A 25,064-nucleotide genomic window follows, 5' to 3' on the forward strand; every position below is an offset into this window, starting at 1 on the left:
TTCGAAGACAATTAAGAAGCTAGTATTGATCTACCCAAAATTGAGAGGTTAAAATAGCTAAATTATTCTATAAGCTGTCTAGTACTGAGGTTGGAAATCTAACTTTTACGCTTCCAAATCGTCTTATTACAGTTTGCGCAGAACAATCTTTTCCTTGATCCTATTACTTTATAATAAAGCTGGTTTTGACAGTTTGGACATTTCTCTTTCGCTGGCTCAAGCCAGCTTATGAAATCACAGTCTTGATTTGTGCATTTATAGTAAACTTTGTTACTTTTGCTAGTTTTTCTTTCAACAGCAGAACCGCATTTAGGACATTCTCCTTCTGCAAACAAACCATAAGTTTTCCCACATTTTTCACATCTTTGAAAAACACCGTACTTTCCGCGTACTTGTTTAAGCTGTTCACCGCAACTTGGGCAAAATTTCTTTTCAAAATTTTCTTCATAAAAGTACATCGTATCTTTGTCAAGAACAGCTAGTTCATCTAATCTCACCGATTGACTTTTTGAACATTTTTTACACGTAAGGTAAAGACCATATTTACCCACTCGAAGTGTTAAGCTTTCCCCGCACTCACAAAGTTTGTTGGTTTTAAAGTCTATTGAAAACCAGCTTTCTTGAGCTTTGTTAAGGTAATCAGAAAAATCATTGTAGAAATCTCTTAAAATCTCTTTGTAGTTTTTCTTGCCTTGTTCGATTTTATCAAGTTCTTCTTCCATGCGTGCCGTGAATTCAAGATCAACAACTGAAGGAAATCTTTCTTGAAGGTAATTGTTGACAACAAAACCTATCACAGTTGGTACAAGCTCCTTTCCTCTTTTTACGACGTATTTTCTTTCCAAAAGGGTTGATATAATCGTTGCATAAGTACTTGGTCTTCCAATACCTTTTGCCTCAAGAGCGCGAACCATTGATGCTTCTGTATATCTTGCCGGAGGCTTGGTTTCATCTTCGACGATTTCCCATCGATCAACTTTGACTGTTCCTTGAGGAATCTTGACGTTCTTCGAAGCAGTTTTTCCATAAATTAATTCGAAACCGTCAAAAATTGGTCTTTCAACCTTTGCTTCAAAACCGTACTGGCCACTCTCGAGAAAAATTGTCGTTTCTTCGTACACCGCATCAGCCATTTGGGAAGCTAAAAATCTATCCCATATCAATTTGTAAAGCTTATATTGATCAGATTGAAGTAAATTTTTCGCACGTTCTGGGGTTACATAAACGTCCACAGGTCGGATAGCTTCATGTGCATCTTGAACATTTTTAGTTTTTTTTAATTGTCTGACCTCACCAATATATTTTTCTCCAAAGTTTTCTTTTATGTATTTTTCTGCCTGCTGCCTAGCATAATCTGATATTCTGGTTGAATCAGTACGCATGTATGTAATAAAAGCTTTATGGCCTTCTTTTGTTTCTACGCCTTCATAAAGTTGCTGAGCAATCTGCATCGTTTTGCTTACAGAAAAGCCCAGTTTATTTGCTGCCTCTTGTTGTAAGGTACTAGTGATGAAAGGATCTGGGGATTTTTTCCTGATAGTTCTTCGGCTGACACGAGTTACGTTTAGGGTTACAACAGCTTGCTCTATTTGCTTGGCTAGCTTTTCATTCACATCTTGCATTTCGATTTTTTTGCCGTCTATGTGAGTCAACTTGAATTTGATTTCACCTATGTAGCCTTCAACTCTCCAGAACTTTTTTGGCTCAAATTTATAACGCTGTAATTCTCTTTCACACAAAAGTCTAAGTGCTGCTGATTGAACTCTGCCAGCACTTAAATTTGCCTTCAAAGCTCTCCACAAAAGTGGGCTGATTTTGTATCCAACGATTCTATCGAGTATTCGCCTTGCTATCTGAGCCTCTACTTTTTTCATATCGATTTCCCTTGGATTTTTCAATGCTTCACGGATAGCTTTTGGCGTAATTTCGCTGAAAATTATTCTATTTTTACCGTTTTTCAACCCCAACAACAATGAAAGATGCCAAGCGATTGCTTCTCCTTCCCTGTCCATATCGGAAGCCAAAAAGACAGATTTTCCCTTGGTCTTTTCCTTCAATTCTTGAATAGTTTTTTCCTTCCCCTTGATTATTTCAAATTTTGGCTCAAAATCTTTTTTCAAATTCACACCAAATTCATCTTCTGGAAGATCCCTCACATGACCCTTTGAAGCCAAAACCTCGTATTCATCGTTCAAAATCTCTTGAATTGTGTGAGCTTTTGCGGGAGATTCCACGATAATTACTTTTTTGCTCATCCTGTCCCTCCATTTCGATTTTTCACGAAGACAGTATACTACATCGACGGGAAAGTCAAGAGGATTAATCAGGTTCGAATGAGCATTCTGACGACATTCATGAGAGTTTGGAAAGTTTTTTGATCCTTTGCCTCAACGTAAACTCTAACAACTGGTTCGGTTCCAGAAGCCCTTGCTAAAACCCAACTTCCAGGTTGATCAAAGAAAAACCTTACCCCGTCGATTTCATCTTTGTCAGCTACCTTGAGATCTTTTAAGTATCTATCAAATTGTTTAAACTTTGAAAGAAAGTCTTGTTTTTCTCCTTCGGTTGCAAAACTCAAATCCACCCTTGTGTTGAAAAACTCCCCATAGGTTTTTGCAAACTCTTTTCTAAGTTCTGAAAGTGGTTTTCCTTCGTAGGCCATCATTTCAAGAACTAATAAATTCGCCAAGATCCCATCCTTTTCTGGCACATGGTTTGCTATGGACAATCCCCCGCTTTCTTCACCGGCTATGACTACGTTTTCATTCAAAAGTAGAGCCGCAAGATATTTGAAACCAACAGGGGTTTCCAAAGATTTCTCCCCAAAAGCTTGAGCAACGGCATCAACAGCATGAGATGTGGCAACGGTTCTTGCAACCGGGCCTTTTTTGCGTTTGTTTTTATACAGATGATGGGCAAGCAAGGCTATCACTTCGTTTGGTTTTAAATAGTTTCCAGTTTCATCGACTACACCGAACCTGTCGGCATCACCATCAGTTGCTATACCACAATCAAAAGCTCTTCTTTTAACTATCTCTCCAACGGCTTTCATTCTTGATTCGTCTGGCTCGGGTCTATCCCCACCGAAATACGGGTCTCTGAAATCGTGTAAAATCTCCAGCTCAGCGCAACATCTTCTGCAAAGTTCGTCCAAATAACCCACCGCAGTTCCGTACAAAAGATCTGCAACAGCTTTTAAACCGGCAGCCTTTATCCTTTCAAAATCTATGTGCTTGGCCAACGCTTTAAAATATTCAGGCCTTGGATCGAATATCTCGAACAAATCCTTTGAAGCAGCTTCCTTTAAACTTATAGTTGGTATCTTTTTTGGATCAACCTTTGCAGCTAGTTCTTCAATTTGCTGAGTGATGCTCGTTGGTGCCGGTGCCCCATCAGATGGGTTAAACTTTATGCCACAATACTCAGGTGGATTGTGGGAAGCTGTTATGTTTATTCCACCATCCAGTTTGTAATGTCTTATCGTGAAGGAGACAACGGGAGTTGGAGTTGGATCTTGGGGCATGTAAACTTTTATACCGTTTGCAGTTAAAACTTGACTTACAAGCTGTGCGTAATGTTCAGTCATGAATCTGGTATCCCTTGCGACAATTACAGCTTTGGCGTTGTTCTTTTTCAAATAATCCGCGATAGCTTGAGTTACTATTTTTACATTTTCGAATGTAAATTCATCGCTTATTATTGCCCTCCATCCAGAGGTTCCAAACTTAATCTTCCTCATCGAATCCCCCCAACCAAATTCTTCTTTGAAGGTGTTTGTCAAATTCACTCCAAAGTTTTGTGTTACCGTTCTTTTTCTCTTTTTGACAAATGCTTCTAAAGCGCGCCAATTTTGCATCCATGTTTTCAACCATGTGTATCACAAAAGCTTCCGCAGTTTTTGGAACCACCGGAGAACCCCATTCAAGTTCCCCATGATGGGAGAGAATTATGTGTTCCAGCTGCATCAATTTTCCTTTGGAAATCTGAACGTTTTTGGCTTTGCTTTGAAGTATTTCTACCCCAAGTGCAATGTGACTTTTTAGCTCCCCTTCGGTGGTAACCTCAAAACCTTTTTTGGTTATCGTGTATTCTTGAACTTTTCCTATGTCGTGAAGGATGGCACCGGCTATCAGCAAATCTTTGTTCAAAGCGTTCTCATATACACTCCAGATTTTTTTACAAATACTTGCAACCGCTACGGTGTGCTCAAGAAGTCCACCAATGTACGTATGGTGAACGCTTACTCCTGCAGGAACTTTGATGAACTTACTGAAGAATTGCTCATCTTTTTCGAATAACTCTTTTAGCAAATTCCTTATTTCTTTGTCTTGAATATCGTCTATCAACTCTTTCAGTTTTCTTTGAAGCTTTTCAATATCTTCAGGCGTTGTTTCAACGAATCGTTCTATATCATACTCTTCTTCTTGCATAACTCTAACTGAATCTTTGGATTTATCAAGGTTTAACTGCAAATGATCTTCAAAATAGACAATCCTACCTTTGGCCAGTATCACATCTCCTTCGCTGAGTTTTTCAAAATTCTCTTCAGCGTTGTGCCAATCAACGGCTCTTAAAGATCCCGATCTATCGACTAAAGTCAAAAGCAAAAGTTTTTTCTGATCTTTGGTTTCTTGAAGCCTTTTGCTTGAAATTTTTGCCACAACTTCCACATTTTCGTTCAGTTTTTTCATGATATCGGATAGCAAAGGAAACTTTTCAAGAGAGCTTGAAACAACTTTTTGAACTAATTCTTTTGGCATTTTGTCACCGAGCTGCACATTTTCACTTCCCTTCAAGAAAATTTTACCAAAAAAATACAAAATGCCTCAATCACCAGCAAATAAGCTTTGTGCTTTTACACGTTTCATGAATTTAAACTGTACGATCGAAACCACAAAGAAAACGATCAAACCCATTATCCCAAGTCCAACTTCGCTTTTGAAAATCTGTATCATCAGCCCTCCTGCAAGAGGACCAAAACCCCACAGCATACCTATCGTTGCCTCGTGAAATCCTCCCTGCTTGCCTTGATCAAAATGTTCTGAAATCATCCCGTAGTAAATCGCAAAAGTATAGGCGGTAGCATAAGTCATTCCACCAAAAATTGATATCAAGAAAAACATCCAGACACCACTTTTAGGAAGGAGCAAAAGAATGCTTGTAATAGGTAAAACGCTCAGCATCGCAAGTGATACCTTGATGTTACCAACCCATTTCCTATAGATGGACAAAATCAAAAACATGGAGAAAACAGAAAGATTTGCGCCGACGATTATAAAACCAGTTAAACCCAAAGGTAAACCATGGGAGCTTATGACTTTTGGAAACAAAGTGAGTATGGAAGTGTAAACAAGCCCGCAAAGAAATAGCATCAATCTGTAGATTTTTCTATATAGCTTGGCGTTGGAAATGCTTGGAGCTCTTTCAGCCTTTTTCAACGTTTTTGACGGATTGAAGTAGAAAGTGTCACGATGCTTTTTGTAATCAAATCCCAGAAAAAGCCCGACAACCAAACAAAGTGCTATACCAAAAGAGAAAGTCAAAACAGGAAGATTCACAGCCAAAAACGGTCCAAAAGCCATTCCTATGATGTTTCCAAAGCTCCAAGACAAATTGTAACGTCCCACCGTTTTTGCATGATCAACCCCATAGGATTTTTCGTTTTTAGTTACTATCGCCACAAGTTGCGGATAAAGACTACCGAAGAAAAATTGAAAACCGATGGCGAGTACAAACAAGCCAGCTATTCCTTTCAACAAAGGTGAAATTGAAAGAAAAGCAGAAAAAACAAAGCAAGAAAAGCTAAGAAACCTTTTGTGACCAAATCTATCGCCAAATCCGCCGAACAGAAGGCTTGAAATCACATACGCCAAAGCTGCAAAAAAATTTATCAACCCAATCGTGAAATAACTTGCGCCAATCTTAGCAGCCATGGTGTTGACATAAGCGCTCAAAAGGTATGCTAAAACCGAAAAAATAGCGGTTAAGAAATTGAAAGAGTGAAAATAACCTTTCAAAAGGCACACCTCCAAAGCCAAAGAAGCTTTTTCAAAATACATGTTATCACAAGTTGTGCAAGTAATTGCTTAAAAAACTTAAAAATTGGTCGATAATTTACTCGGTGGAAAACCATGAGGGTTGAAAGTTCGACCAACGTGGGCTTAAATGATCCGAAAGTTCTATTTGCTGAACCAGCGAAAGGCTTTTCAAGGGAAATTTTGAGCAAAGATCAAACCGTTAAAATCTTGAGCATGATGTTGTACCAGCAAAATGGCCTGATTTTGAAATTGGTAAGAATCGCTGTGAGAATTATTCGAAAGTTATGGATGTTTCGGCTTAAATTTTACCCAACAACCTTTCTTGGTGAAAAGAATGGTTCCCTTGCTTTTCCACCTGAAAATGCCAATGAAAGAGAATATTCACAAGAGGTCTAATTTAGCCTTTCAAACCACTACTCACTAAAGATTTTACAAATAAATCCTGTAGTGCGAAGAAAATCAAAAGTGTTGGTAAAAGCGCCACAACAGTGGCAGCCATTATAACTCCCCAATTTTGAGAAGATTCAGCGTTCATTATCATGTTCACGGCTACTTGAACCGTTTTCATCTTATCTTCCATAGCTACTATGAGTGGCCAAAGATACATGTTCCACGCATAAGTGAAGTTTATGATACTTGCCCCAGCGATTATCGGGCGGGACAAAGGTAGCATTATCTTGAAGAAATACTGCATACTGTTTGCGCCATCTATTTTCGCCGCATCCTCGAATTCCTTTGGAATAGTTTTAAAGTGTTGTTGCATCAAAAAGGTGTTTGTAGCGCTTGCCATGAAGGGTATCGTCATTGCCCAGTAGGTGTTAACCCAACCAAACTTGCTGACAATTCTGAACAGGGGCACAATTAAAACTATTTCTACTGGAATGAAAAGAGTGGCAAAAACAATGTAGAAAGAAATTTTGTCCCCCCTAAATTTGAAATTTGAATAAGCATAACCTGAAAACGTTCCAGTAACAAGCTTACCAAATGTTATCAACACAGCCACAATTGCACTATTTAGTATCATCCTACCAAATGGAACCACTTTGAAAGCTTGAACATAGTTCTGCCAATGAAAACCTTTAGGCAAAAAACGCGGAGGGAATACAAAAACGAATTCTGAAGGTTGTATGCTCATAACAATCGCCAAAAAAAATGGAGCAAAAACAACCACGCTGATTGATGCAAGAAGTATTTCTAGGATGATCACCCTTATCATTCTTTTAGTTCTTTTCTTCATCATTTAACACCTCACTGATAGTGAACCTTCTTTTGACCATAGAAAAAGTAGATGACCGTAACGACGATCATAACTAAAAACAAAATTACATTCTGAGCGCTTGCAGGACCAAGTTTTTGAAATCTAAATCCATCAAGATATAGCCTGTAGATCAAAGTCGTCGTATAATTCCCGGGACCACCTTTGGTCATAACATCAACTATTGCAAAAGATTGAAAAGTAGCCGAAATTATGTTCATTATCACAAGATAAAAAGTTATTGGCGAAACAAGTGGAAAGATTATTCTCCAAATTCTAATCCAACTGCTTGCACCATCGATTGTGCTCGCCTCCAAAACTTCACCAGGAAGGCTTTGCAAGGCTGCTAAATAGAAAATTACGTTGAATGGAAGTATCTTCCAAACGGAAGCAAATATCAACGAATAAGCAGCATACGGTCTTGTGATTAGCCAGTGAGTCTGTATACCAAAAAATCTTAACATCAAATAGTTCACATGACCAACCACAGGGTTCAAAAGGAATCCCCACAAAGCCCCTGCTATGGCATATGAAATAGCATAAGGAGCGAATATCATGGTTCTATAAATCCTTATTCCCGGTATTTTTTGATCCAAAAGTAAAGCAAGGAAAAAACCTAAGAACAGCGAAGCAGTAACAGTAACAAATGTATAAATGAGAGAAAATGACACACTGTTCAAATAATCTGGATTTCTGAACAAATCCAAGTAATTTTTTAAACCAACAAATATCCTTCTATTACCAAAAACCGAAATTCTATAGAAACTCGAATAAAACGCATCGTAAGCAGGATAATATATGAACAAAACTATTATCACAAAAGTTGGTAAAAGCAAAAGGTAAGGTGTAATATGCTTTCTCATCTTCCAAACCTCCAAAAAGCTGACCGGCGGAAAACCGGCCAGCTCTCGATTGTCTTAGAAGTATTCTTTTATAGCTTTGTTTGCGGCTTTTTCTGCTTCATCAAGTGCTTGTTTTGGTGTTAAGGTACCAGATATCATCTTTTCAATAGCGCTTTCTATAGCATCTCTAACTTCTGGGAAAGCCCCTATTATGGCTCCCTGAGTGTTATAATTTTGCACGCTTGTTAGAAGTTGAAGCAAAGCAGTGAGATGATGCGGATTTTCAGCGTAATAACCACTTACTTGAAGCTTTTGAATGGCATCAACTCTGATTGGGTAATATCCAGTGGCTTGATGCCAAATTATCTGTGGCCCAGGTTCAGCAAGGTATTTTACCAACTTCCATGCAGCTTCTTCTTCAGCTTTATTTTTCTGTTTTAAAATCCATAAGCTCCCACCACCTACAACAACTCCTCCCCTTTGAACCCCATCTGGCAGAGGGAGAAAAGAGGCGTTTTAACATAAGCAGGTTATGGTACAAGAGGAGGGATGAGGACATAGTGAAGTGGCTATTTCCATTTCTTCTATTAGTGCAGTTTTCCTTCTTAAGTTGACAGGTCCTCCAATCTCTTGAACATAATTTTAACATACTCGTTTTAAATTGTCAATAAAGAATGCGTATGGCAGATGTGAAGGTACAAAGAGCATGCAGATGGCGAAGAAGAGGATATGGGTGAAGATGATACTGTACAACTGGGTAAAGGTAATATTTTTGTTGTTGTTTATTAGGAGGGTATATTTTTGTCGAGGGTTATTTGAAACACTTTGATTGATGGGACAATAAGTGTATTCCTGATTTTTCGAACACACTCATAGATCGGACTTTAATGTAATAAGCATAACATACGCTATGCAAGCAGTTGAACTGAAAAAACGGTACTCATTTTGAAGGTTTTTCTTTTTCGTCGGTTGATTCCTTCTGCTGGTAGTCCTCAATAGGTTCAACAGTTGCGCCACATTTTTCGCATATCAATTGGTCTCCAGAAAGCTTCGCTGCCGAGTAGTAAACCGCCCCACACTTTGGACATTTGTAGTAAATAAAAAACACCCCCACAGTTTGACATTGTAACACCTTGATTTTCTAATATATTACCATACTCTTAAAAAATCATCAACAATCCCTATCAAGTCAAAATCTTTTTGGTATAATTTTAGCCAAGGAAATATTCCTATAGGAAAAAGGATATTTAGAAAGCGAGGGATTGGATTTGAAAGTATCGACCACAAGTAGATATGGTTTGAGGGCTTTGATAGATTTAGCTGCACATTCGCACAGCAGTTATGTCTCACTTGCAAGTATTGCAGAAAGACAGAAAATTTCACAGAAATATTTAGAGAGCATCTTCAAAATTCTTGCAAAAGCCGGAATAGTGAGGGCAGTTAAAGGAGCTTACGGTGGTTATAAGATCGTTGACGAGGCTTTGCAAATTTCTGTGAAGAAGATTCTTGAAATACTTGAATCCAACTTGAAAGCACTATCCCCTCAATCAGATGATCATTTCGACAGATTTATCGAGGAATTTTTGTGGCAAAGATTGACTTTAAGAATTGAGAACCTGCTAGATTCCATAACTTTGAAAGATTTGGTAAGGGAATACACCGAAATTATGGAACCGAATTCTTTGATGTATTACATATGAAAGGAGGAAAAGGCTGTGGAAAAAAGAAAATTTGGTTTTGACACACTTCAAGTTCACGCAGGACAAATTCCAGATCCAACAACTGGTGCAAGAGCTGTGCCAATCTATCAAACCACCTCTTACGTTTTCAAGAGCACTGAACATGCTGCAAAACTTTTTGCGCTCGAAGAAGAAGGAAATATATACACAAGGATCATGAATCCAACCACAGATGTTTTTGAAAAAAGAATGGCAGCACTTGAAGGAGGGGTGGGAGCGGTAGCTGTGGCTTCCGGATCTGCGGCGATAACTTATGCTATTCTCAACATAACTTCAGCCGGAGATGAAATCGTTTCTGCATCCACCTTGTATGGAGGAACTTACAACCTTTTTGCCAATACATTTAAAAAATTTGGAATAACCGTAAGGTTTGTTGATCCGGATGATCCAGAAAATTTCAAAAAGGCGATTAACGAAAGGACAAAGGCAATCTTTGTTGAGACCATAGGTAATCCAAACGCAAACCTTGTTGACATGGAAAAAATAGCGAAGATCGCGCATGAACACGGAATACCTTTGATAGTCGATAACACATTCGCCACACCGTATCTGTTTAGGCCATTCGAGCATGGTGCAGATATAGTCGTTCATTCCGCAACAAAGTTCATAGGAGGACATGGAACAAGCTTAGGTGGAGTGATCGTTGACTCTGGCAAGTTCGATTGGGAGGCAAGCGGAAGATTTCCCGAACTTACACAACCAGACCCAAGTTATCACGGTTTGACTTTCACGAAAGCTTTCAAAGAAGCTGCTTACATAGTCAAAGTTAGAGCACAACTTTTGAGAGACACCGGGGCTTGCATCAGCCCGTTCAATTCGTTTTTGCTTTTGCTTGGTTTGGAAACACTTTCGCTTCGGATGGAAAAGCACCTGTACAACACACGAAAAATCGTCGAGTTTTTGAGCTCACATCCTGCGGTCGAATGGGTCAACTATCCCAACTTACCAACCAGCAAGTACTACGAACTTGCCAAAAAATACTTTCCAAAAGGGGCCGGATCAATTTTCACTTTCGGTTTGAAGGGTGATGTTGAAGCTTGTAAGAGGTTCATAGAAAGCCTGCAGATCTTTTCGCACCTTGCCAATGTCGGAGATGCAAAATCTTTGGCAATACATCCGGCAAGTACAACTCACTCTCAACTTTCCGAAGAAGATATGCTGAAAGCTGGCATCACTTTGAATATGGTGAGACTATCGATAGGAATAGAAGATGTGGACGATTTAATTTGGGATTTGGATCAAGCGTTGAGAAAGGCTGTGAGGATATGATGTTTCAAGTTTCATCCACATCTAAGCTGGCGATCAAAATTTTTGTCCTACTTGGCTCTTGCTCCAGCGAAAATCAAATGAGCTTGAATGAGTTGTCGAAAAAGCTTCGTGTTTCAAAAAAGTACTTGCAAAGAATTCTTTTAAAGCTTCAAAAATCAGGGCTTTTGAAAAGTATTCGCGGTAAGAAAGGTGGATATGTTTTGCCAAAACCAGCTGATCAAATAACGATTTTAGACATTCTGAGAGTCACAGAAAACGATTTGAATTTGATCGATTGCTTGAAAACCAACGGGTTAAAAGAATGTCCTAGGGCAAATCAGTGTATAACGCGAAAATTGTGGCAAAAAGTGAAAACTGAAATTGAAGAATTTGCAAAAAGTATAACCATCAAAGATCTTTTAGATGCATACGAAAAGTTCAAAGTCAAAAGTTACATTTACCACATATAACAAAGGAGGGAAGTATATGAAAATAGCCAAAAATCTCGCAGAATTGATAGGAAATACGCCTTTGGTTGAACTCGGCAACTACAGCAAGGTAAAGGGAATAAAAGCAAGGCTTGTTGCAAAGTTAGAGTATTTTAATCCTGGTGGTAGCGTCAAAGATAGAATAGGCCTTTCCATGATAGAAGATGCCGAAAGAAGAGGTATTCTCAAACCAGGTGCAACAATAATTGAACCCACCAGCGGTAATACAGGAATCGCTCTTGCGATGGTTGCAGCGATCAAAGGGTACCGCTTGATTTTGACAATGCCAGAAACGATGAGTGTGGAAAGAAGGAAACTTTTAAAAGCCTTAGGTGCTGAAATAGTTCTTACACCGGGCTCCGAAGGAATGAGAGGGGCAGTGAAAAAAGCAGAAGAACTTGCAACACAGATTCCAAATTCCTTTATGCCACAGCAATTCAAAAATCCCGCCAATCCGGAAATTCACAGAAGAACAACAGCTGAAGAGATATGGAGAGATACCGATGGACAGGTTGACATCTTCGTCGCAGGTGTTGGTACCGGCGGAACGATAACGGGGGTTGGAGAAGTTCTCAAACAGCGCAAGCCTGATGTCAAAATTGTCGCCGTAGAACCTTACGATTCGCCTGTTCTTTCCGGTGGTCAACCTGGTCCGCACAAAATTCAGGGCATCGGAGCAGGTTTCATACCAGATGTGTTGAATTTAAAAGTAATAGATGAAATCATCAAAGTGAAGGCCGAGGAAGCTTTTGAAACCTCTCGCTTGCTTGCAAAAACTGAAGGGCTGATAGTTGGAATATCCTCTGGTGCAGCTGCCTTTGCAGCAACCCAAGTGGCACTTAGACCCGAAAACGAAGGAAAAATGATCGTGGTGATTTTGCCCGACACCGGTGAGAGATACCTTTCGACAGATTTGTACGAAGTTTAAGGAGAGGTGAGTTATGCCTGTTGTTGTCCCAGCCGATCTTTCCTCTGGAAAAGTTGTCAAGTCAGAGGGTATACCAGTTTTTTCCTATGGTGAAATAAGCGAAAAAGATGGACCGTTTGTAAAAATCGGGATATTGAACTTAATGCCAAATAAAGAGGAAACAGAAGCCCAATTTTTGAGGGTTTTGGGCAATACACCTATAATCTGTCATGTGACTTTCTTGTATACCAAAACACGCATCCCGCAACATACACCTTTTGAACACTTAAAAAAATTCTACAAAACTTTCGACGAAGTGAAAGGCGAATTTTTCGATGGTTTTATAATAACTGGTGCTCCCGTAGAGCATTTACCCTTTGAGGAAGTTGATTACTGGGAAGAATTAACACAAATAATGGATTGGTGTGAAACGAATGTTGGAACCACCTATTACGTTTGTTGGGCACCCCAGGCTGCGCTTTACCACCGTTACGGGGTACAGAAATACATGCTCAAGAAAAAGATGTTCGGAGTGTTCAAACATACCATCAAAAATAAAAACGAATATCTCTTCAAGGGGTTTGACGACGTATTTTATGCCCCACACTCGAGACACACCGAGATCAGAAAAGAAGATCTGTTGAAAATACCTGAGATAGAGATTCTGTCAGAATCCGATGAAGCTGGCATTTACATAGCCGCAACAAAGGACAGAAGACACATCTTTGTGACAGGTCATCCCGAATACGATCCTTTGACTTTAAAGCGAGAATACGAAAGGGACAAAGCCAGAGGAATGGATATAGACATACCGAAAAATTATTTTCCAAACGACGATCCAAAACTTGAACCAATAGTAAACTGGAGATGCCATGGACATTTGTTGTTTGCAAACTGGTTGAATTATTATGTTTATCAAAAAAAGTTTGTAAAGTGAGATCTTGGATTTTTTCACAATAATTTGTCAAATGTTCTATAATCTATTTGTGATTCCTTAACTGGGGGGTGGAGCAGTTGGCAAAAGGCAAAGGCAGAATCTTTGGCTGGTACTTTGGTACAAACGTCCTTGTGAGGATTCTCATCGGCTTGATCCTTGGAGCGATTGTTGGGCTGATAGTTGGACCGAAGATTCAGGTTATCTCTCCCTTAGGTGATTTGTTCATCAGATTACTCAGGATGATAGTTGTACCAGTCATATTTTTCTCGTTGGTAGCGGGCGCAGCAAGTATAAGACCTTCCAAACTTGGTAAAGTTGGAGTCAAGATAATGGTTTACTACCTTATAACAACCGTTCTTGCTGTCTCAATAGGTTTGATCATGGCGAATATCTTCAAGCCAGGTCTTGGTATAACACTGCCGGGCGAAGCTCCTGGAAGACAATTGACACAACCTTCTTTAATTCAAACACTTTTGAATATTGTACCAACCAACCCTGTTGATTCCCTTGCAAAAGGAGATGTTTTGCCTATAATCTTCTTTGCACTTGTGTTCGGGATATCACTCTCGTACTTGAGGGACAGCAAAGAGGAACGACTCAGCGAAGGTGCAACGTTAATTTTCAAATTCTGCGATGCAGCAGCTGAAACGATGTACAAAATAGTCCGGGGTATTTTAGAGTATGCACCGATCGGTGTTTTTGCTTTGATAGCCGTTGTGTTTGGAAACCAAGGCGCCAAAGCTTTCGGACCGCTTGGCATGGTGACTTTGACGGTTTACATTACCCTCGCAGTGCATTTGTTTGTGGTTTATGGAATTGCTTTGAGAATTTTTGGCTTGTCTTTCACTAGGTTTCTCAAAGGTGCAAAAGAAGCTATGTTAACTGCTTTTGTGACAAGAAGTTCAAGTGGTACCCTACCTATTACCTTGAAGAACGCCGATGAACTTGGTATACCAAGGGGAATTTCTTCTTTCACATTACCTCTTGGTGCAACAATAAACATGGATGGAACAGTTATCTATCAAGGAGTTTGTACGTTGTTCATAGCCTTTGCAGTTGGTGCAAATTTGACTTTTACACAACAATTGACCGTTATAATCACGGCTACTCTTGCTTCAATAGGCACAGCTGGTGTACCTGGTGCTGGAGCGATAATGTTGCTTATGGTTCTAAACTCTGTTGGCTTCAAAGTTGATCCTGGAACAAGAGTTGCAGCAGCTTACGCGATGATCCTTGGAATTGATGCTTTACTTGACATGGGAAGAACTTGTTTAAATGTTACTGGAGATTTGGTTGGTACCTCAATTGTAGCAAAAACAGAAGGTGAACTTGATCTATCAAAGTGGAAATGACAAAAAGGGGCTGCAACCGCAGCCCCTTTTCATATCAATTGACTTATCATTTTTACAATCTGAAGGTTTTCTGCCACATCATGAACTCTCAGTATGTTTACTTTCTTCATGACGCAGTAAGCAGTTACAGCAAGGGTTCCAAACAACCTTTCTTCGGCTGGAATACCTCCTAAAGCATGTCCGATGAAAGATTTTCTCGAATGTCCTATCAAGAGTGGTACTTTCAACGACTTGAATTGATCGAGCCTTTTGAGTATCTCTATGTTGTCCTCAAAACGTTTTCCAAAACCAATTCCTGGGTCTATTATTACCCTATCATCAAGTCCATACTTTTTTAGCAGACTTATCCTTTCAACAAAGAATTCAAGAATTTCTTTAACAACATCTTCATAGTATGGATTTTGCTGCATGGTCTTCGGTTCACCTTTCATGTGCATCAAAATAACTGCAGGTTTGTATTTCAAAACAACCTCCAGCATTTTTCCATCAAACCGCAAAGCGCTTATGTCGTTCACGATGTGAACACCGAGTTTTAAGGCTTCTTCTGCCACTTTGGATTTGTAAGTATCGACGGAGATGATTACGTCAAAATTTGCCTTGACAAGTTCGATGGCAGGCAAAACCCTGTTCAGCTCTTCATCAAGAGGTACTCGATCTGATCCAGGTCTTGTCGATTCGCCACCGATGTCAACTATGTCAACACCGTTTTGGACCATTTTGGCAACATAGTCAAGAAGTTGATCTTTTTGAACTCTGCTTGCAGCGTAGAATGAATCTGGGGTGACGTTGACTATTCCCATGATAAGGGTTCTATCAAAAACTAGCTTCTTTCCATTTGGTAATGGCATCTCCTTCGGCATCTCACTATATAGACATTCTTTCATAGCCTGCGAAATCAGGTCTAATCCCCAATAGGGCATCATGGCAAGTTTTCTTATGACTTTATCGTGTTGCGCAAGCGTTCCCAAAGTCAAAACGTTTGTTTTTTCAATCTTGTGAGTTATCGCACTTCTGTGAACAGCTGCGTCCCCACCGGCAGCAAGCATTTCTTGCTTGATCACATTTGCCGCTATCACAGGAACGTCGTATATCAAAAGTCCTATGAATTGCCCTTTTTTTTGAAAAATCGGTATGGAAGCAGGATCAACCCCTATTTTGTCCAAACCCGCCAATGGTTCATCAAGCTTTGTAACGAGAAAACTCATTTTTCTTTGACCTCCTTTAAAACTTTCTTTATATCCTCCAAAGAATTTTTGATTATCCTTGCAGTTGCACCCCAAATTACCAAACCAGGTAAACGATACCTAATTGTTGAACGGTTTTTTGACAAAGTAACTTGTTCTGGTTCGATTTGCTCAAAAAGCTGAAAGCTTACAAAATAGATTTCATCAACTTCTCTTTTGTTCAAATTGAAAATACGTGTTTTCACAAGAACCAAAAATGGTTCTATTTTTATATTCGTAGTTGTCGTTGTGACGATTTTCAATTTTGCTAGAACTTCAACATAGTTTGGAGGAACACCTATCTCTTCTTTAAGTTCTCTCAAAGCAGCTTTTTCAGCCGATTCTTCTTTCTCAACAAATCCTCCTGGGAAACCAATTTGCCCAGGATGACGCTTTAGTTTTCTTGATCTTTTTACGAAAACAATGTGAGGTTCCTTTTGAATGTATATTAATGGAACACAAACGGCTGCCAAATTTTTTCTCATCTTATTCACCTTTCCAAGAAATTATACCCTTGCTTTTTTTCACATTTAACAGCTATAATCCAAATAAGACGAGTGGAGGTGTATGCAGGTGAGGTTTAGTAAGCTTTATGCACCTACTTTGAAGGAAACACCTGGTGATGCGGAGGTTGTAAGTCATGCTTTGCTTTACAGAGCTGGCTTTATAAGAAAAGCTGCGGCTGGTGTTTACAACTTTTTGCCCCTTGGAAAAAGAACTTTGGCGAAAATAGAAAAAATCATCAGGGAAGAGATGGACAGAATAGGAGCCCAGGAGATTTTGATGCCCATAATTCAACCAGCTGAACTGTGGCAGATGACTGGAAGATGGGAAGACTATGGTCCTGAAATGATGAAATTGAAAGACAGGCACAACAGAGATTTCACGCTTGGTCCAACACACGAGGAAATGGTCACTTTCCTTGTGAAAGACGAACTTCGATCCTACAAGCAATTGCCCGTTTTTCTCTATCAGATTGGTTTGAAGTATAGAGACGAAATTAGGCCGAGGTTTGGCTTGCTTCGCGCAAGAGAGTTCATAATGAAGGATGGTTATAGTTTTCACGACAGCTATGAATCGTTGAACGAAACTTACGAAGCATGTAAACAAGCCTATAGTCGAATCATCGAAAGAATAGGTTTGAAATACACAGTTGTTGAAGCTGCATCCGGTGCGATTGGAGGAAGTGAATCACACGAATTTGTCAGTTTTGCACCAATTGGTGAAACGAACCTTTTAAAGTGTGAAAGCTGTGGATATGCATCAAATGATGAACAAGCACCGTACAAGGGAGATTACGAAAAGTACGAAGAAGAGGAAAAACCTTTGACCCTTGTTCATACACCAAATGTTCGCACCGTTCAGCAGGTAGCAGATTTTCTTGGAGTAAAACCTTCCAGGATAGTTAAATCACTGCTTTTTGTTGGAAGAAACGGTTTTGTCATGGCTTTGATCCAAGGCGACAAAGAGCTGAATGTTGAAAAACTCAAGGTACAGATGCAAGATCAATCTTTGAGGTTAGCTGAGCCAGAAGAAGTTTTGGAAGCCTTCAAGGTGCCGATAGGCTTCATCGGGCCAGTTGGTTTGAACAACGTTACGATCGTCGCAGATTACGGAGTCAAATACATGAAGAACGTCGTTGTTGGCGGAATGAAAACCGATTATCACTACGTGAATACAAACCTTGGAAGAGATTTCAAAGTAGACATCTTTGCAGATCTTAGAGTTGTTGAACCGAACGATCCATGCCCAATTTGTGGAAAGCCGCTATCAGGTTCCAAAGGTATCGAGCTTGGCCATGTTTTCAAACTTGGCACAAAGTACTCAAAAGCCATGAACGCTATGTACATGGATGAAAAGGGAGAGTTAAAACCGTTCATAATGGGGTGTTATGGTTGGGGTGTTTCAAGAACTATGGCAGCCGTTGTTGAACAGTTGAACGACGAAGACGGGATAATATGGCCACGTTCTGTTGCACCGTTTGAGGCGATAATCACGATCGTTTCGGTTAACGACGAAAAACAAAAAAGTTTTGCTGAGGCCTTGTACAACAGACTGAAAGAAAAGATCGATGTGATTATCGATGATAGGGAAATTTCACCTGGCATGAAGTTCAAAGATGCCGATTTGATAGGCTTTCCATTGAGAATCACCGTTGGAAAAAGTCTTGCCGATGGTTCTGTGGAACTAAAGCTGAGAAATTCCAAAAAGCACGAGAAAGTTTCAGCAGATTTGGAAAAAGTGGTTGAAATGGCTATCAAAATGCTCGATGATTACGATCCACACAAGAGGGAGTGAAAAAATGGGATTTTTCGAAAAATTGAAAGCAAGCCTTGAAAAAACTCGAAAAAGTATTTTTGAGGGACTTGGGAAACTTTTAAAAGGCAAAAAAATAGATCAAGAATTGCTCGAGCAACTTGAAGAGAAACTGATAATGGCAGACGTGGGCTATGAAACAACCCAAGAGATTCTTCAAAAGCTTGAAAAAGAAAACACAGAAGATGCGCTTGAAACGTTGAAAAAAGTGCTTGTGGAAATTCTTTCAAATGGAAATCAACTTGTTGTTCCGAATGCAAAACCTTTTGTGATAATGGTTGTGGGTGTCAACGGGACAGGAAAAACAACCAGCGTGGCAAAACTTGGCGCCTATTTTCAAAATCTTGGCAAAACAGTGGTTCTTGCCGCCGCGGACACCTTCAGAGCAGCTGCCATCGAACAACTTCAAGAATGGGGTAAAAGAATAAATTGTACAGTAATAGCACACAGTGAAGGCGCAGACCCGGCTGCCGTAGCCTTCGATGCGGTAAATCACGCAAAGGCTAAAGAAAAGGATGTGGTGATAATAGATACAGCCGGAAGACTTCATACAAAAAAGAACCTTATGGAAGAACTTCGAAAAATACACAGAGTTGTTGGAAAGGTTGTTGAAAATGCCCCCCACGAGGTATTGCTTGTGATAGACGCAACGACAGGGCAAAACGGTCTTGTTCAAGCAAAAGTTTTCAAGGAAATGGTGAACATAACCGGTATAATTCTGACAAAACTCGATGGTACGGCAAAAGGAGGAATAGCCCTTGCGATAAAGAAAGAGCTCGGCGTTCCAATAAAGTTCATAGGTGTTGGAGAAAGTTTGGAGGATTTCAAACCTTTCGATCCAACACTGTTTGTGGAAGCTTTACTTGAATAACGGACCTATCAACTTAAGGCAGTCGATATCATCAAACATACCAGTTCAGGGAAAAAGGCAAGAATTTCTGCAGAGGCACTTGTGAGCAGAACAAGGATACAATTCTCTAAACTTTTGTCAACCAAAGAGAAAAGCATTACGTACAGTATCCACACAGCAGTTTGGAACGAAAGAGTTCGAGAAAGCGCTACAAGTGGCAACGTTGAAGGAAAGCGTATGAAAATGGACCTGTCAACTTAAGAAGGAAAACTGTACTAATAGAAGAAATGGAAATAGCCACTTCACTATGTCCTCATCCCTCCTCTTGTACCATAACCTGCTTATGTTAAAACGCCTCAGCCTGTACCTTTTTATCCCTATCACACTCTCAACAAGACTTCTTTCCCCAAACCTCTCATGCTCGTGTTCCCAATATCCCATATTCTTTTTTCTCGCTTCCCAGTACCATGGCCCTTGCTTTGCCTTTCTCTCGTGTCTTACTGACCAACGCATAGATCACTTTCTTCCTCTTAACCTCATTTATGTTCACCTTCATCTCGTCTATAGCTACTACTGCATTGCCTTCTATCTTCTCAGCAAATATCTCTTCTTTCATTCTTGCCCACCATTTCCTCAAGGCTTCATGACTGACTCCAATTATGGCTGCTGCCTTCCTTAATGCAAGTTCATACTTTCGCCTCATGTGGAACTCTTTGTCTTTGAAAAAGGTTTGGTATAATTTGGTATAGGTACTCGGTGATATTTGTTGTTGTAACTTTCATATTCACGGGAACCTCCTTTCGGTGAGAAGAGTTGGTTTTTGTTTATTTTATCGTATTTCCCGGCTTAAGTTGACACCTCCACTATATACGTTAAAAATTCAGATGAAATTAATCCAATTGCTAAATATCTTCCAACAAAACGGGTGCTATAATCTCTCCGGTAAAAATGATTTGGAGGGTTTTGGTTGCCTACTTTTTGGAAAAAATCTCTAGTGTGTCTTGTTTGTGGAACGACATTTGAAGCTGTTAGAGTTTTTACGGATGCGATAAGAATAAAGGATCGTGACAGCGATCTTAAGCCCACCTACGAAGGAGTTAACTACCTCCTTTTTCAACCAATAACTTGTCCAAATTGCTTTTACACTACTTTTGAAGAAGATTTTGGAAAACCCGTAAAGCCAGAGGTACTCGAAAAGCTCAAAAAGCTCACAGCTAAGTTGAAAAACGCTGTGAAAATTGACTTGAGCGAAAACAGAACGCTCAAAGATGGCATATCGATTTACACCATAATGACGGCAGTTTACATGCTGATGGAAAAACCTTTAAAAACAGCTGAAGCTTACCTAAAGCTTGCTTGGCTTTACAGAGAATTTGGCAGCGAGGAAGAAGAGAAGAAAGCCTTGAAAAGCGCATTGAATTTTTTCCTTGAAAGTTACACAAAAGAAGCTTTGAGCGACGAACAGCAAGCTATGGTTTTATTCTATCTTGGAGAAATAAACAGGAGACTTGGAAACAAAAAGGATGCGATCAAATGGTTCTCACAACTTATTAAAACCTATGGTGGTTCAAATTCTTTGTACGTAAAACTTGCAAGAACTCAATGGCAGGAGGTTGCCAGCGAAAAGTGAAAGTAAAATCATTGATCTTCATCCTTCCTTTTTTGATATTGATACTGACATCATGTATGCAATACGACAGAGACGTGATGGAAAAGCTAAACCGAAGATTGGACGATCTTGAATACAAACTCATGCAGATTGAGAGAAATCAAAACGCAACCCGACAAGAAGTTCAAAAGTTGCAAGAAGAAATCAACAGGCTGAGCGAGGAAATAGCTTACGCCAAAAGAATGCTGGATCTTCAAAGAACAACCCCAACAGTTTCCCAAGAAGATGTGGATAAAATTTTGTCGCGACTTAGCTCACTTGAAATGAGGTTCAGTCAACTTTCGGTGGCTTTGAATATATCTGATATTAGAGAATTGATATACAAACTTGGGGACCTTGAGGCTGCTCAAAAGCAACAACAATTGGCCTACGAAAAATTCGTGCGTGAAACACAAATTCTTCTTGAGCAGGTTAATGCACGTGAAATAGCAGAAAGACTTGATAGTTTAACAAACTCTTTGATTTCGATAAGGAATCAAATAAACCAGGCGCTTGAACTTGAAGCAAGAATTAAAGCTCTAGAAAGTTCTGTAGAAAACTTAGTTGCTATGTCCGACGGCTCTCCTACAAACATTTCAAAATTGGAAAGCGACATCAACCAATTAAGAGTTAGTTTAAGGGAGTTGGAAAGTAATCTTCGCAGGGAAATGGACAAAAGGTTTTTTGAGTTTCAACAAAGAACTGTTTACAGCGGCACAAGTTCTGATCTTCAAAATTACATCGCCAACACCACAGCTCTTGTAAGACAGTTGACCAACGAATTGGAATATCTAAGAGGTTTGGTCAGAGAGTACGATAGAGATAGATTTTTAAAACTTGATCAAGGTTACATCACTTACGTTGTAAAACCCGGCGATACTTTGTCTGCAATTGCTCGCGCCTATGGATTTGGAGCGGACAAAATCAAGCAAATAGTCGAACTAAATCAACTTCAAGATCCAAACCGCTTACTGGTTGGTCAAAGACTCAAGATACCGATAGATGATCCATCCTCGCTTTTCAGATATCCATTGGATGTTCCAGTAGATCCAAAAAATGTTTTGTCTTCCTTTGGACAACCCGTAGGTGGAGGAGTTAGAACTGGCGTGGAAATCTACGTGGATCAACCGACAAAAGTTAGAGCGATTCTGCCAGGAAAGGTTGTCAATATCCTAAAAGATGATGGTTATTGGGTTCGAATTGACCACGGCAACGGGATTCTTGCCGTTTATGGAAACTTGTCAACCGTGGAAGTTTCGCAGGGACAGTGGGTAGGAATAGGTCAATTTGTTGGAACCGTTGACCGTATTTTTCACTTTGAAATATGGATAGATGGAGAACCAAAAGACCCGTTCAGAATTATTTTCAAGTACGCTGGTCAGTTTGAGGCAACCTATTACACCGAGTGGGAAGATGGAAAACTTCCAGAGCATCCCACTTTTAGGATCACCACAGCTGGAACGATTCCAAAAAATTGGTGGACGTTGGCAGCTGATCCTTCTGTTTTACCGCTTGGTACAGTGGTTTACATTCCTCAGTTTTCAGACAAACCCAACAATGGCTTTTTTGTTGTTGAAGACACCGGCTTGGCGATCAAAGGAAGAATTATTGATATTTATTTGAACGATTTGGCACAAGCTCGTGCCAACATGCGTTCTTTCGTTGATGTATACATTGTGACAAGCAAGTGAGTAAAAAGGAGGTGTGAAGGGTTGGGCATAACGGTTAAAAGCGAGTACGCACTTAGAATAATGATGCACCTTGCAGGTTGCGGGCAGAATAATCCAGTTTCACTAACAAACATTTTAAAGGAAGCAAAGGTGCCGAAGGAATTTGCTGAAAAAATAGTATCAGATCTTAGGCGCGCAAATTTGATTGTTTCGGCTCGTGGAAGAAAAGGTGGTTACCAGTTGACAAAACCAGCAAATGAAATGAGTGTTTTTGAAATAATGGCGGCTGTTGATGAACCACAGAAAATAATCAAGTGCAACTTTGATGAGGAATGCTGCTCAGATCCAGAAAGTTGCGCAATAAGAAATCTAGTTTGGAGAAGACTTTGGAACAATATCATTTCGACGTTAAAATCGATCACACTTCAAGAACTCGTTGACAATTGTCATAAGGAGTGAAAACATGAGAAACATAGTTGAAAACATCTCTCAAGATTTTTTTGAGATACTCAGGTACGATAAAAATCAGTGGTTTGACTATTGGAAAATCTACAAGAAAAGGCATGAACCTTTGATTGAAAATTACGAAAAGTTGTTTGGATTGAATGAAGAAACCGTAAAACAAATCCTTTTGTCCTTTGAAAGAAGGTTTTTGGATAAGTTGTATCAAAAGTGGCAAATCATTCAACGTGAAAACAAGTACCTCTGCTCGCAACTTGTTTCGCATAAACCAGACGTTTTCCAGCTTGAAAAAGAAGATTTCTCCATCTTCCTTGCAGGACTTTTGGGAAAAGCAGATTGGACTGTGGTTGAAGGAAAACAACAAGCGGTGATATTGATCGACTTGGTATCACTCGAAAACAAGAAAATTTTAGAACAGCTTCCACACGTTGCCTATCAAGCAACAATTGGTTTTAGAAAAGGCGAAAAATTTGGAAACTTTGTTGAAAAAGAAAAAATTTTCGAAGAATTGTTGCCAACTCTTCTGAAAATCATTGACAAAAACAACCTTCAAAAAGCCCTGGAGGATATATGTTCTGTTCTCTATGAAAACATCTCTTACTACAACTGGGTTGGATTTTATCTGGTTGACAAGGAGAAACCAAACGAACTTGTTCTAGGTCCCTACAGAGGAGAACCGACGGAACATGTGAGAATTCCATTTGGAAAAGGTATTTGCGGGCAAGCTGCCGCAACTGGTATGACGTTTGTCGTTCAAGACGTTTCGAAAGAAACAAATTATCTTTCGTGCAGCCCGAAGGTGAAATCAGAAATAGTTGTGCCAATCAAAGTTGATGGAAAGATCGTTGGAGAACTCGACATCGACAGCCATCTACTTAGTCCATTTGATGAGTTTGATAAGATTTTCTTGAACAAAATTTGTGAAAAGCTTTCTGAGAAGTTCAAGGAGTGATTTTTGTGGAGATAACAGATGCTGTTCGAAAGGCTGCTAAAACTTTTGAGACACCTTTTTTGATCATGGATCTAGACATCGTTGAGCAAAACTACAGAAAACTTCAAAATGCCATACCAGGCTGTAAGATCTTTTACGCAGTCAAAGCCAACAGCCATGTCAGAATTCTTGAAAGGCTCAGAAACCTTGGAAGTAACTTTGATGTTGCTTCCATAGGTGAAATAAAGAAACTGCTCGAGCTTGGAGTCACACCAGATAGGATGATCTTTGCCAACCCTATGAAGAGAGAAAAGGATATAGCCGAAGCTTACAGAATTGGTCTAAGGCTTTTTGTAGCCGATTGTCCAATGGAGCTTGAAAAGATCGCAGAAAACGCTCCCGGTTCACAGATAGTTGTCAGAGTAGCTGTGGAAAACAAGCACAGCGATTGGCCCTTGTCGAGAAAGTTTGGAACGGATATGCTAACAGCTGTTGACTTGCTTGGTTATGCACAGAAACTGAGACTTAAACCCGTTGGTGTAAGCTTTCATGTTGGTTCACAAAACTACAATCCAAAAAGTTGGTCAAACGCAATTGAAAATGTCGCAAAAATTTTCTACTGGGTGGAAAGAAATTTTGGTATTGAACTGTCGATTTTAGACATCGGTGGAGGAATACCGGTGAAACATTTAAAGCCAATTCCAACAGTTGAGGAAATTGGTCAAACCGTTCTGCAAGCAGTTAACGAGTACCTACCAAATGTGAGGAATCTTACCATTTTTGCCGAACCTGGAAGATCAATGGTTGGAGATGCAGGAATACTCGTAAGTAGGGTAATCTTAAGGTGCCAAAGGGGAAGCGAGGAATGGGTTTACTTGGACGCGGGGGTTTTCCATGGGTTGATGGAAACAATTGAAAATTTCAGGTACGAACTGGTTGTCGAGGGAAAGGAAGAAGAAAAGAAGATGCCATTCGTTCTTGCAGGACCAACTTGTGATAGCGTGGACAAAATCTATGACGATGCCATGCTTCCTTACAACATAACTCTTGATGACATAGTTTACTTCATCAACGCAGGGGCTTACACCGTTGAGTATGGAACAAACTTTAACGGTATACCATCTCCAAAAGTGTATTTTGTCCAAGACCTCACATAAT

Annotated in this window: 26 protein-coding genes; 14 read left to right on the plus strand and 12 right to left on the minus strand. The window is 39.7% G+C overall.

The genetic code is table 11. From position 1 onward, the window contains the following. Window positions 1-98 precede the first annotated feature (98 nt). The 4 genes from topA to THETH_RS01220 form a co-directional block, all read right to left on the minus strand. A complete protein-coding gene (gene topA / locus THETH_RS01205) occupies window positions 99-2,255 on the minus strand; it encodes a type I DNA topoisomerase (protein WP_013931564.1) in 2,157 nt (718 codons plus the stop codon). 68 nt (window positions 2,256-2,323) lie between these two features. Beyond that, a complete protein-coding gene (locus tag THETH_RS01210; protein ID WP_013931565.1) occupies window positions 2,324-3,739 on the minus strand; it encodes a phosphoglucomutase/phosphomannomutase family protein in 1,416 nt (471 codons plus the stop codon). Further along, a complete protein-coding gene (locus THETH_RS01215; RefSeq protein WP_013931566.1) occupies window positions 3,726-4,778 on the minus strand; it encodes a 3'-5' exoribonuclease YhaM family protein in 1,053 nt (350 codons plus the stop codon). The genes THETH_RS01210 and THETH_RS01215 overlap by 14 nt, the downstream gene beginning before the upstream one ends. Before the next feature lie 48 nt (window positions 4,779-4,826). Then, a complete protein-coding gene (locus tag THETH_RS01220; protein ID WP_013931567.1) occupies window positions 4,827-6,017 on the minus strand; it encodes an MFS transporter in 1,191 nt (396 codons plus the stop codon). 114 nt (window positions 6,018-6,131) lie between these two features. Here THETH_RS01220 and THETH_RS01225 point away from each other — a divergent pair, with 114 nt between their 5' ends. Beyond that, on the plus strand, window positions 6,132-6,434 hold the full coding sequence (locus THETH_RS01225; RefSeq protein ID WP_013931568.1) for a hypothetical protein: 303 nt from the start codon (window positions 6,132-6,134) through the stop codon (window positions 6,432-6,434). A gap of 1 nt (window position 6,435) precedes the next feature. On the opposite strand, the gene THETH_RS01230 is transcribed toward THETH_RS01225, so the two are convergent. The 4 genes from THETH_RS01230 to THETH_RS10615 form a co-directional block, all read right to left on the minus strand. Then, on the minus strand, window positions 6,436-7,275 hold the full coding sequence (locus THETH_RS01230; protein ID WP_041446498.1) for a carbohydrate ABC transporter permease: 840 nt from the start codon (window positions 7,273-7,275) through the stop codon (window positions 6,436-6,438). Between the two features lie 11 nt (window positions 7,276-7,286). Beyond that, window positions 7,287-8,156: a carbohydrate ABC transporter permease gene (locus THETH_RS01235; protein WP_013931570.1), complete on the minus strand. Its 870-nt coding sequence runs from the start codon at window positions 8,154-8,156 to the stop codon at window positions 7,287-7,289. A 54-nt stretch (window positions 8,157-8,210) separates the two neighbouring features. Continuing rightward, a complete protein-coding gene (locus THETH_RS01240; protein WP_281013000.1) occupies window positions 8,211-8,633 on the minus strand; it encodes an extracellular solute-binding protein in 423 nt (140 codons plus the stop codon). A gap of 442 nt (window positions 8,634-9,075) precedes the next feature. Continuing rightward, complete coding sequence (locus THETH_RS10615; RefSeq protein WP_157723285.1) at window positions 9,076-9,243, minus strand: hypothetical protein; 168 nt, start codon at window positions 9,241-9,243, stop codon at window positions 9,076-9,078. Between the two features lie 160 nt (window positions 9,244-9,403). On the opposite strand from THETH_RS10615, the gene THETH_RS01245 reads away from it, so the two are divergent. The 6 genes from THETH_RS01245 to THETH_RS01270 all read left to right on the plus strand — a co-directional run bounded on the left by THETH_RS01245 (window position 9,404) and on the right by THETH_RS01270 (window position 14,806). After that, the gene (locus THETH_RS01245; RefSeq protein WP_013931571.1) at window positions 9,404-9,835 is read left to right on the plus strand and encodes an RrF2 family transcriptional regulator; all 432 of its coding nucleotides are present in this window, start codon (window positions 9,404-9,406) and stop codon (window positions 9,833-9,835) included. A gap of 15 nt (window positions 9,836-9,850) precedes the next feature. Continuing rightward, a complete protein-coding gene (locus tag THETH_RS01250) occupies window positions 9,851-11,143 on the plus strand; it encodes a homocysteine synthase (RefSeq protein WP_013931572.1) in 1,293 nt (430 codons plus the stop codon). Beyond that, the gene (locus tag THETH_RS01255) at window positions 11,143-11,592 is read left to right on the plus strand and encodes an RrF2 family transcriptional regulator (protein ID WP_013931573.1); all 450 of its coding nucleotides are present in this window, start codon (window positions 11,143-11,145) and stop codon (window positions 11,590-11,592) included. Before THETH_RS01250 ends, THETH_RS01255 begins: the two co-directional genes overlap by 1 nt. A gap of 16 nt (window positions 11,593-11,608) precedes the next feature. Next, window positions 11,609-12,538: a cysteine synthase A gene (gene cysK / locus THETH_RS01260; protein ID WP_013931574.1), complete on the plus strand. Its 930-nt coding sequence runs from the start codon at window positions 11,609-11,611 to the stop codon at window positions 12,536-12,538. A gap of 13 nt (window positions 12,539-12,551) precedes the next feature. Then, window positions 12,552-13,454 carry a homoserine O-succinyltransferase gene (locus tag THETH_RS01265; protein ID WP_013931575.1) on the plus strand — a complete coding sequence of 301 codons (903 nt, stop codon included), beginning with the start codon at window positions 12,552-12,554 and terminating at the stop codon, window positions 13,452-13,454. Window positions 13,455-13,522: 68 nt separating this feature from the next. Beyond that, window positions 13,523-14,806 carry a dicarboxylate/amino acid:cation symporter gene (locus THETH_RS01270; protein WP_407635678.1) on the plus strand — a complete coding sequence of 428 codons (1,284 nt, stop codon included), beginning with the start codon at window positions 13,523-13,525 and terminating at the stop codon, window positions 14,804-14,806. A gap of 29 nt (window positions 14,807-14,835) precedes the next feature. Here THETH_RS01270 and folP read toward each other — a convergent pair whose 3' ends face one another. Both folP and THETH_RS01280 read right to left on the minus strand, forming a co-directional pair. Next, window positions 14,836-16,011 (minus strand): dihydropteroate synthase, encoded by a 1,176-nt coding sequence (gene folP, locus THETH_RS01275; protein WP_013931577.1) that lies wholly within the window; start codon window positions 16,009-16,011, stop codon window positions 14,836-14,838. Next, complete coding sequence (locus tag THETH_RS01280; RefSeq protein WP_041446340.1) at window positions 16,008-16,514, minus strand: NUDIX hydrolase; 507 nt, start codon at window positions 16,512-16,514, stop codon at window positions 16,008-16,010. Before THETH_RS01280 ends, folP begins: the two co-directional genes overlap by 4 nt. An 88-nt stretch (window positions 16,515-16,602) precedes the next feature. Here THETH_RS01280 and THETH_RS01285 point away from each other — a divergent pair, with 88 nt between their 5' ends. Then, entirely contained in the window at window positions 16,603-18,327 is a 1,725-nt protein-coding gene (locus THETH_RS01285) for a proline--tRNA ligase (protein ID WP_013931579.1), read from the plus strand. A 4-nt stretch (window positions 18,328-18,331) separates the two neighbouring features. Next, entirely contained in the window at window positions 18,332-19,216 is an 885-nt protein-coding gene (gene ftsY, locus THETH_RS01290) for a signal recognition particle-docking protein FtsY (RefSeq protein WP_013931580.1), read from the plus strand. Between the two features lie 231 nt (window positions 19,217-19,447). Here the strand turns inward: ftsY and THETH_RS10430 are convergent, their stop codons facing one another. Both THETH_RS10430 and THETH_RS01295 read right to left on the minus strand, forming a co-directional pair. Further along, window positions 19,448-19,636 carry a hypothetical protein gene (locus THETH_RS10430; protein WP_013931581.1) on the minus strand — a complete coding sequence of 63 codons (189 nt, stop codon included), beginning with the start codon at window positions 19,634-19,636 and terminating at the stop codon, window positions 19,448-19,450. Continuing rightward, window positions 19,611-19,898, minus strand: a complete 288-nt coding sequence (locus tag THETH_RS01295) for a hypothetical protein (RefSeq protein WP_013931582.1) — start codon at window positions 19,896-19,898, stop codon at window positions 19,611-19,613. The genes THETH_RS10430 and THETH_RS01295 overlap by 26 nt, the downstream gene beginning before the upstream one ends. Before the next feature lie 264 nt (window positions 19,899-20,162). Here THETH_RS01295 and THETH_RS01300 point away from each other — a divergent pair, with 264 nt between their 5' ends. From THETH_RS01300 to THETH_RS01320, 5 genes are read left to right on the plus strand one after another with little or no spacing between them, the layout of a single operon-like run. Continuing rightward, entirely contained in the window at window positions 20,163-20,825 is a 663-nt protein-coding gene (locus THETH_RS01300) for a DUF2225 domain-containing protein (protein WP_013931584.1), read from the plus strand. Further along, window positions 20,822-22,534, plus strand: a complete 1,713-nt coding sequence (locus THETH_RS01305; protein WP_013931585.1) for a 3D domain-containing protein — start codon at window positions 20,822-20,824, stop codon at window positions 22,532-22,534. Before THETH_RS01300 ends, THETH_RS01305 begins: the two co-directional genes overlap by 4 nt. Window positions 22,535-22,555: 21 nt before the next feature. Then, complete coding sequence (locus THETH_RS01310; RefSeq protein WP_013931586.1) at window positions 22,556-22,972, plus strand: RrF2 family transcriptional regulator; 417 nt, start codon at window positions 22,556-22,558, stop codon at window positions 22,970-22,972. Window positions 22,973-22,976: 4 nt separating this feature from the next. Continuing rightward, window positions 22,977-23,927 carry a GAF domain-containing protein gene (locus tag THETH_RS01315; RefSeq protein ID WP_013931587.1) on the plus strand — a complete coding sequence of 317 codons (951 nt, stop codon included), beginning with the start codon at window positions 22,977-22,979 and terminating at the stop codon, window positions 23,925-23,927. A 5-nt stretch (window positions 23,928-23,932) separates the two neighbouring features. After that, complete coding sequence (locus THETH_RS01320; RefSeq protein ID WP_013931588.1) at window positions 23,933-25,063, plus strand: type III PLP-dependent enzyme; 1,131 nt, start codon at window positions 23,933-23,935, stop codon at window positions 25,061-25,063. The last annotated feature ends 1 nt before the right edge of the window (window position 25,064 follow it).

The sequence above is a fragment of the Pseudothermotoga thermarum DSM 5069 genome (genome assembly GCF_000217815.1).
Classification (GTDB): Bacteria; Thermotogota; Thermotogae; order Thermotogales; family DSM-5069; genus Pseudothermotoga; species Pseudothermotoga thermarum.

Excerpts from the sequence above, each read along its gene's own strand:
- THETH_RS01235 (WP_013931570.1), bottom strand. The coding sequence starts at position 8,156 with ATGAGAAAGCATATTACACCTTACCTTTTGCTTTTACCAACTTTTGTG.
- THETH_RS10430 (WP_013931581.1), bottom strand. The coding sequence starts at position 19,636 with ATGGGATATTGGGAACACGAGCATGAGAGGTTTGGGGAAAGAAGTCTT.
- THETH_RS01295 (WP_013931582.1), bottom strand. The coding sequence starts at position 19,898 with ATGAGGCGAAAGTATGAACTTGCATTAAGGAAGGCAGCAGCCATAATT.
- topA (WP_013931564.1), bottom strand. The coding sequence starts at position 2,255 with ATGAGCAAAAAAGTAATTATCGTGGAATCTCCCGCAAAAGCTCACACA.
- THETH_RS01265 (WP_013931575.1), top strand. The coding sequence starts at position 12,552 with ATGCCTGTTGTTGTCCCAGCCGATCTTTCCTCTGGAAAAGTTGTCAAG.
- ftsY (WP_013931580.1), top strand. The coding sequence starts at position 18,332 with ATGGGATTTTTCGAAAAATTGAAAGCAAGCCTTGAAAAAACTCGAAAA.
- folP (WP_013931577.1), bottom strand. The coding sequence starts at position 16,011 with ATGAGTTTTCTCGTTACAAAGCTTGATGAACCATTGGCGGGTTTGGAC.
- THETH_RS01315 (WP_013931587.1), top strand. The coding sequence starts at position 22,977 with ATGAGAAACATAGTTGAAAACATCTCTCAAGATTTTTTTGAGATACTC.
- THETH_RS01230 (WP_041446498.1), bottom strand. The coding sequence starts at position 7,275 with ATGAAGAAAAGAACTAAAAGAATGATAAGGGTGATCATCCTAGAAATA.
- THETH_RS01210 (WP_013931565.1), bottom strand. The coding sequence starts at position 3,739 with ATGAGGAAGATTAAGTTTGGAACCTCTGGATGGAGGGCAATAATAAGC.
- THETH_RS01280 (WP_041446340.1), bottom strand. The coding sequence starts at position 16,514 with ATGAGAAAAAATTTGGCAGCCGTTTGTGTTCCATTAATATACATTCAA.
- THETH_RS01225 (WP_013931568.1), top strand. The coding sequence starts at position 6,132 with ATGAGGGTTGAAAGTTCGACCAACGTGGGCTTAAATGATCCGAAAGTT.
- cysK (WP_013931574.1), top strand. The coding sequence starts at position 11,609 with ATGAAAATAGCCAAAAATCTCGCAGAATTGATAGGAAATACGCCTTTG.
- THETH_RS01255 (WP_013931573.1), top strand. The coding sequence starts at position 11,143 with ATGTTTCAAGTTTCATCCACATCTAAGCTGGCGATCAAAATTTTTGTC.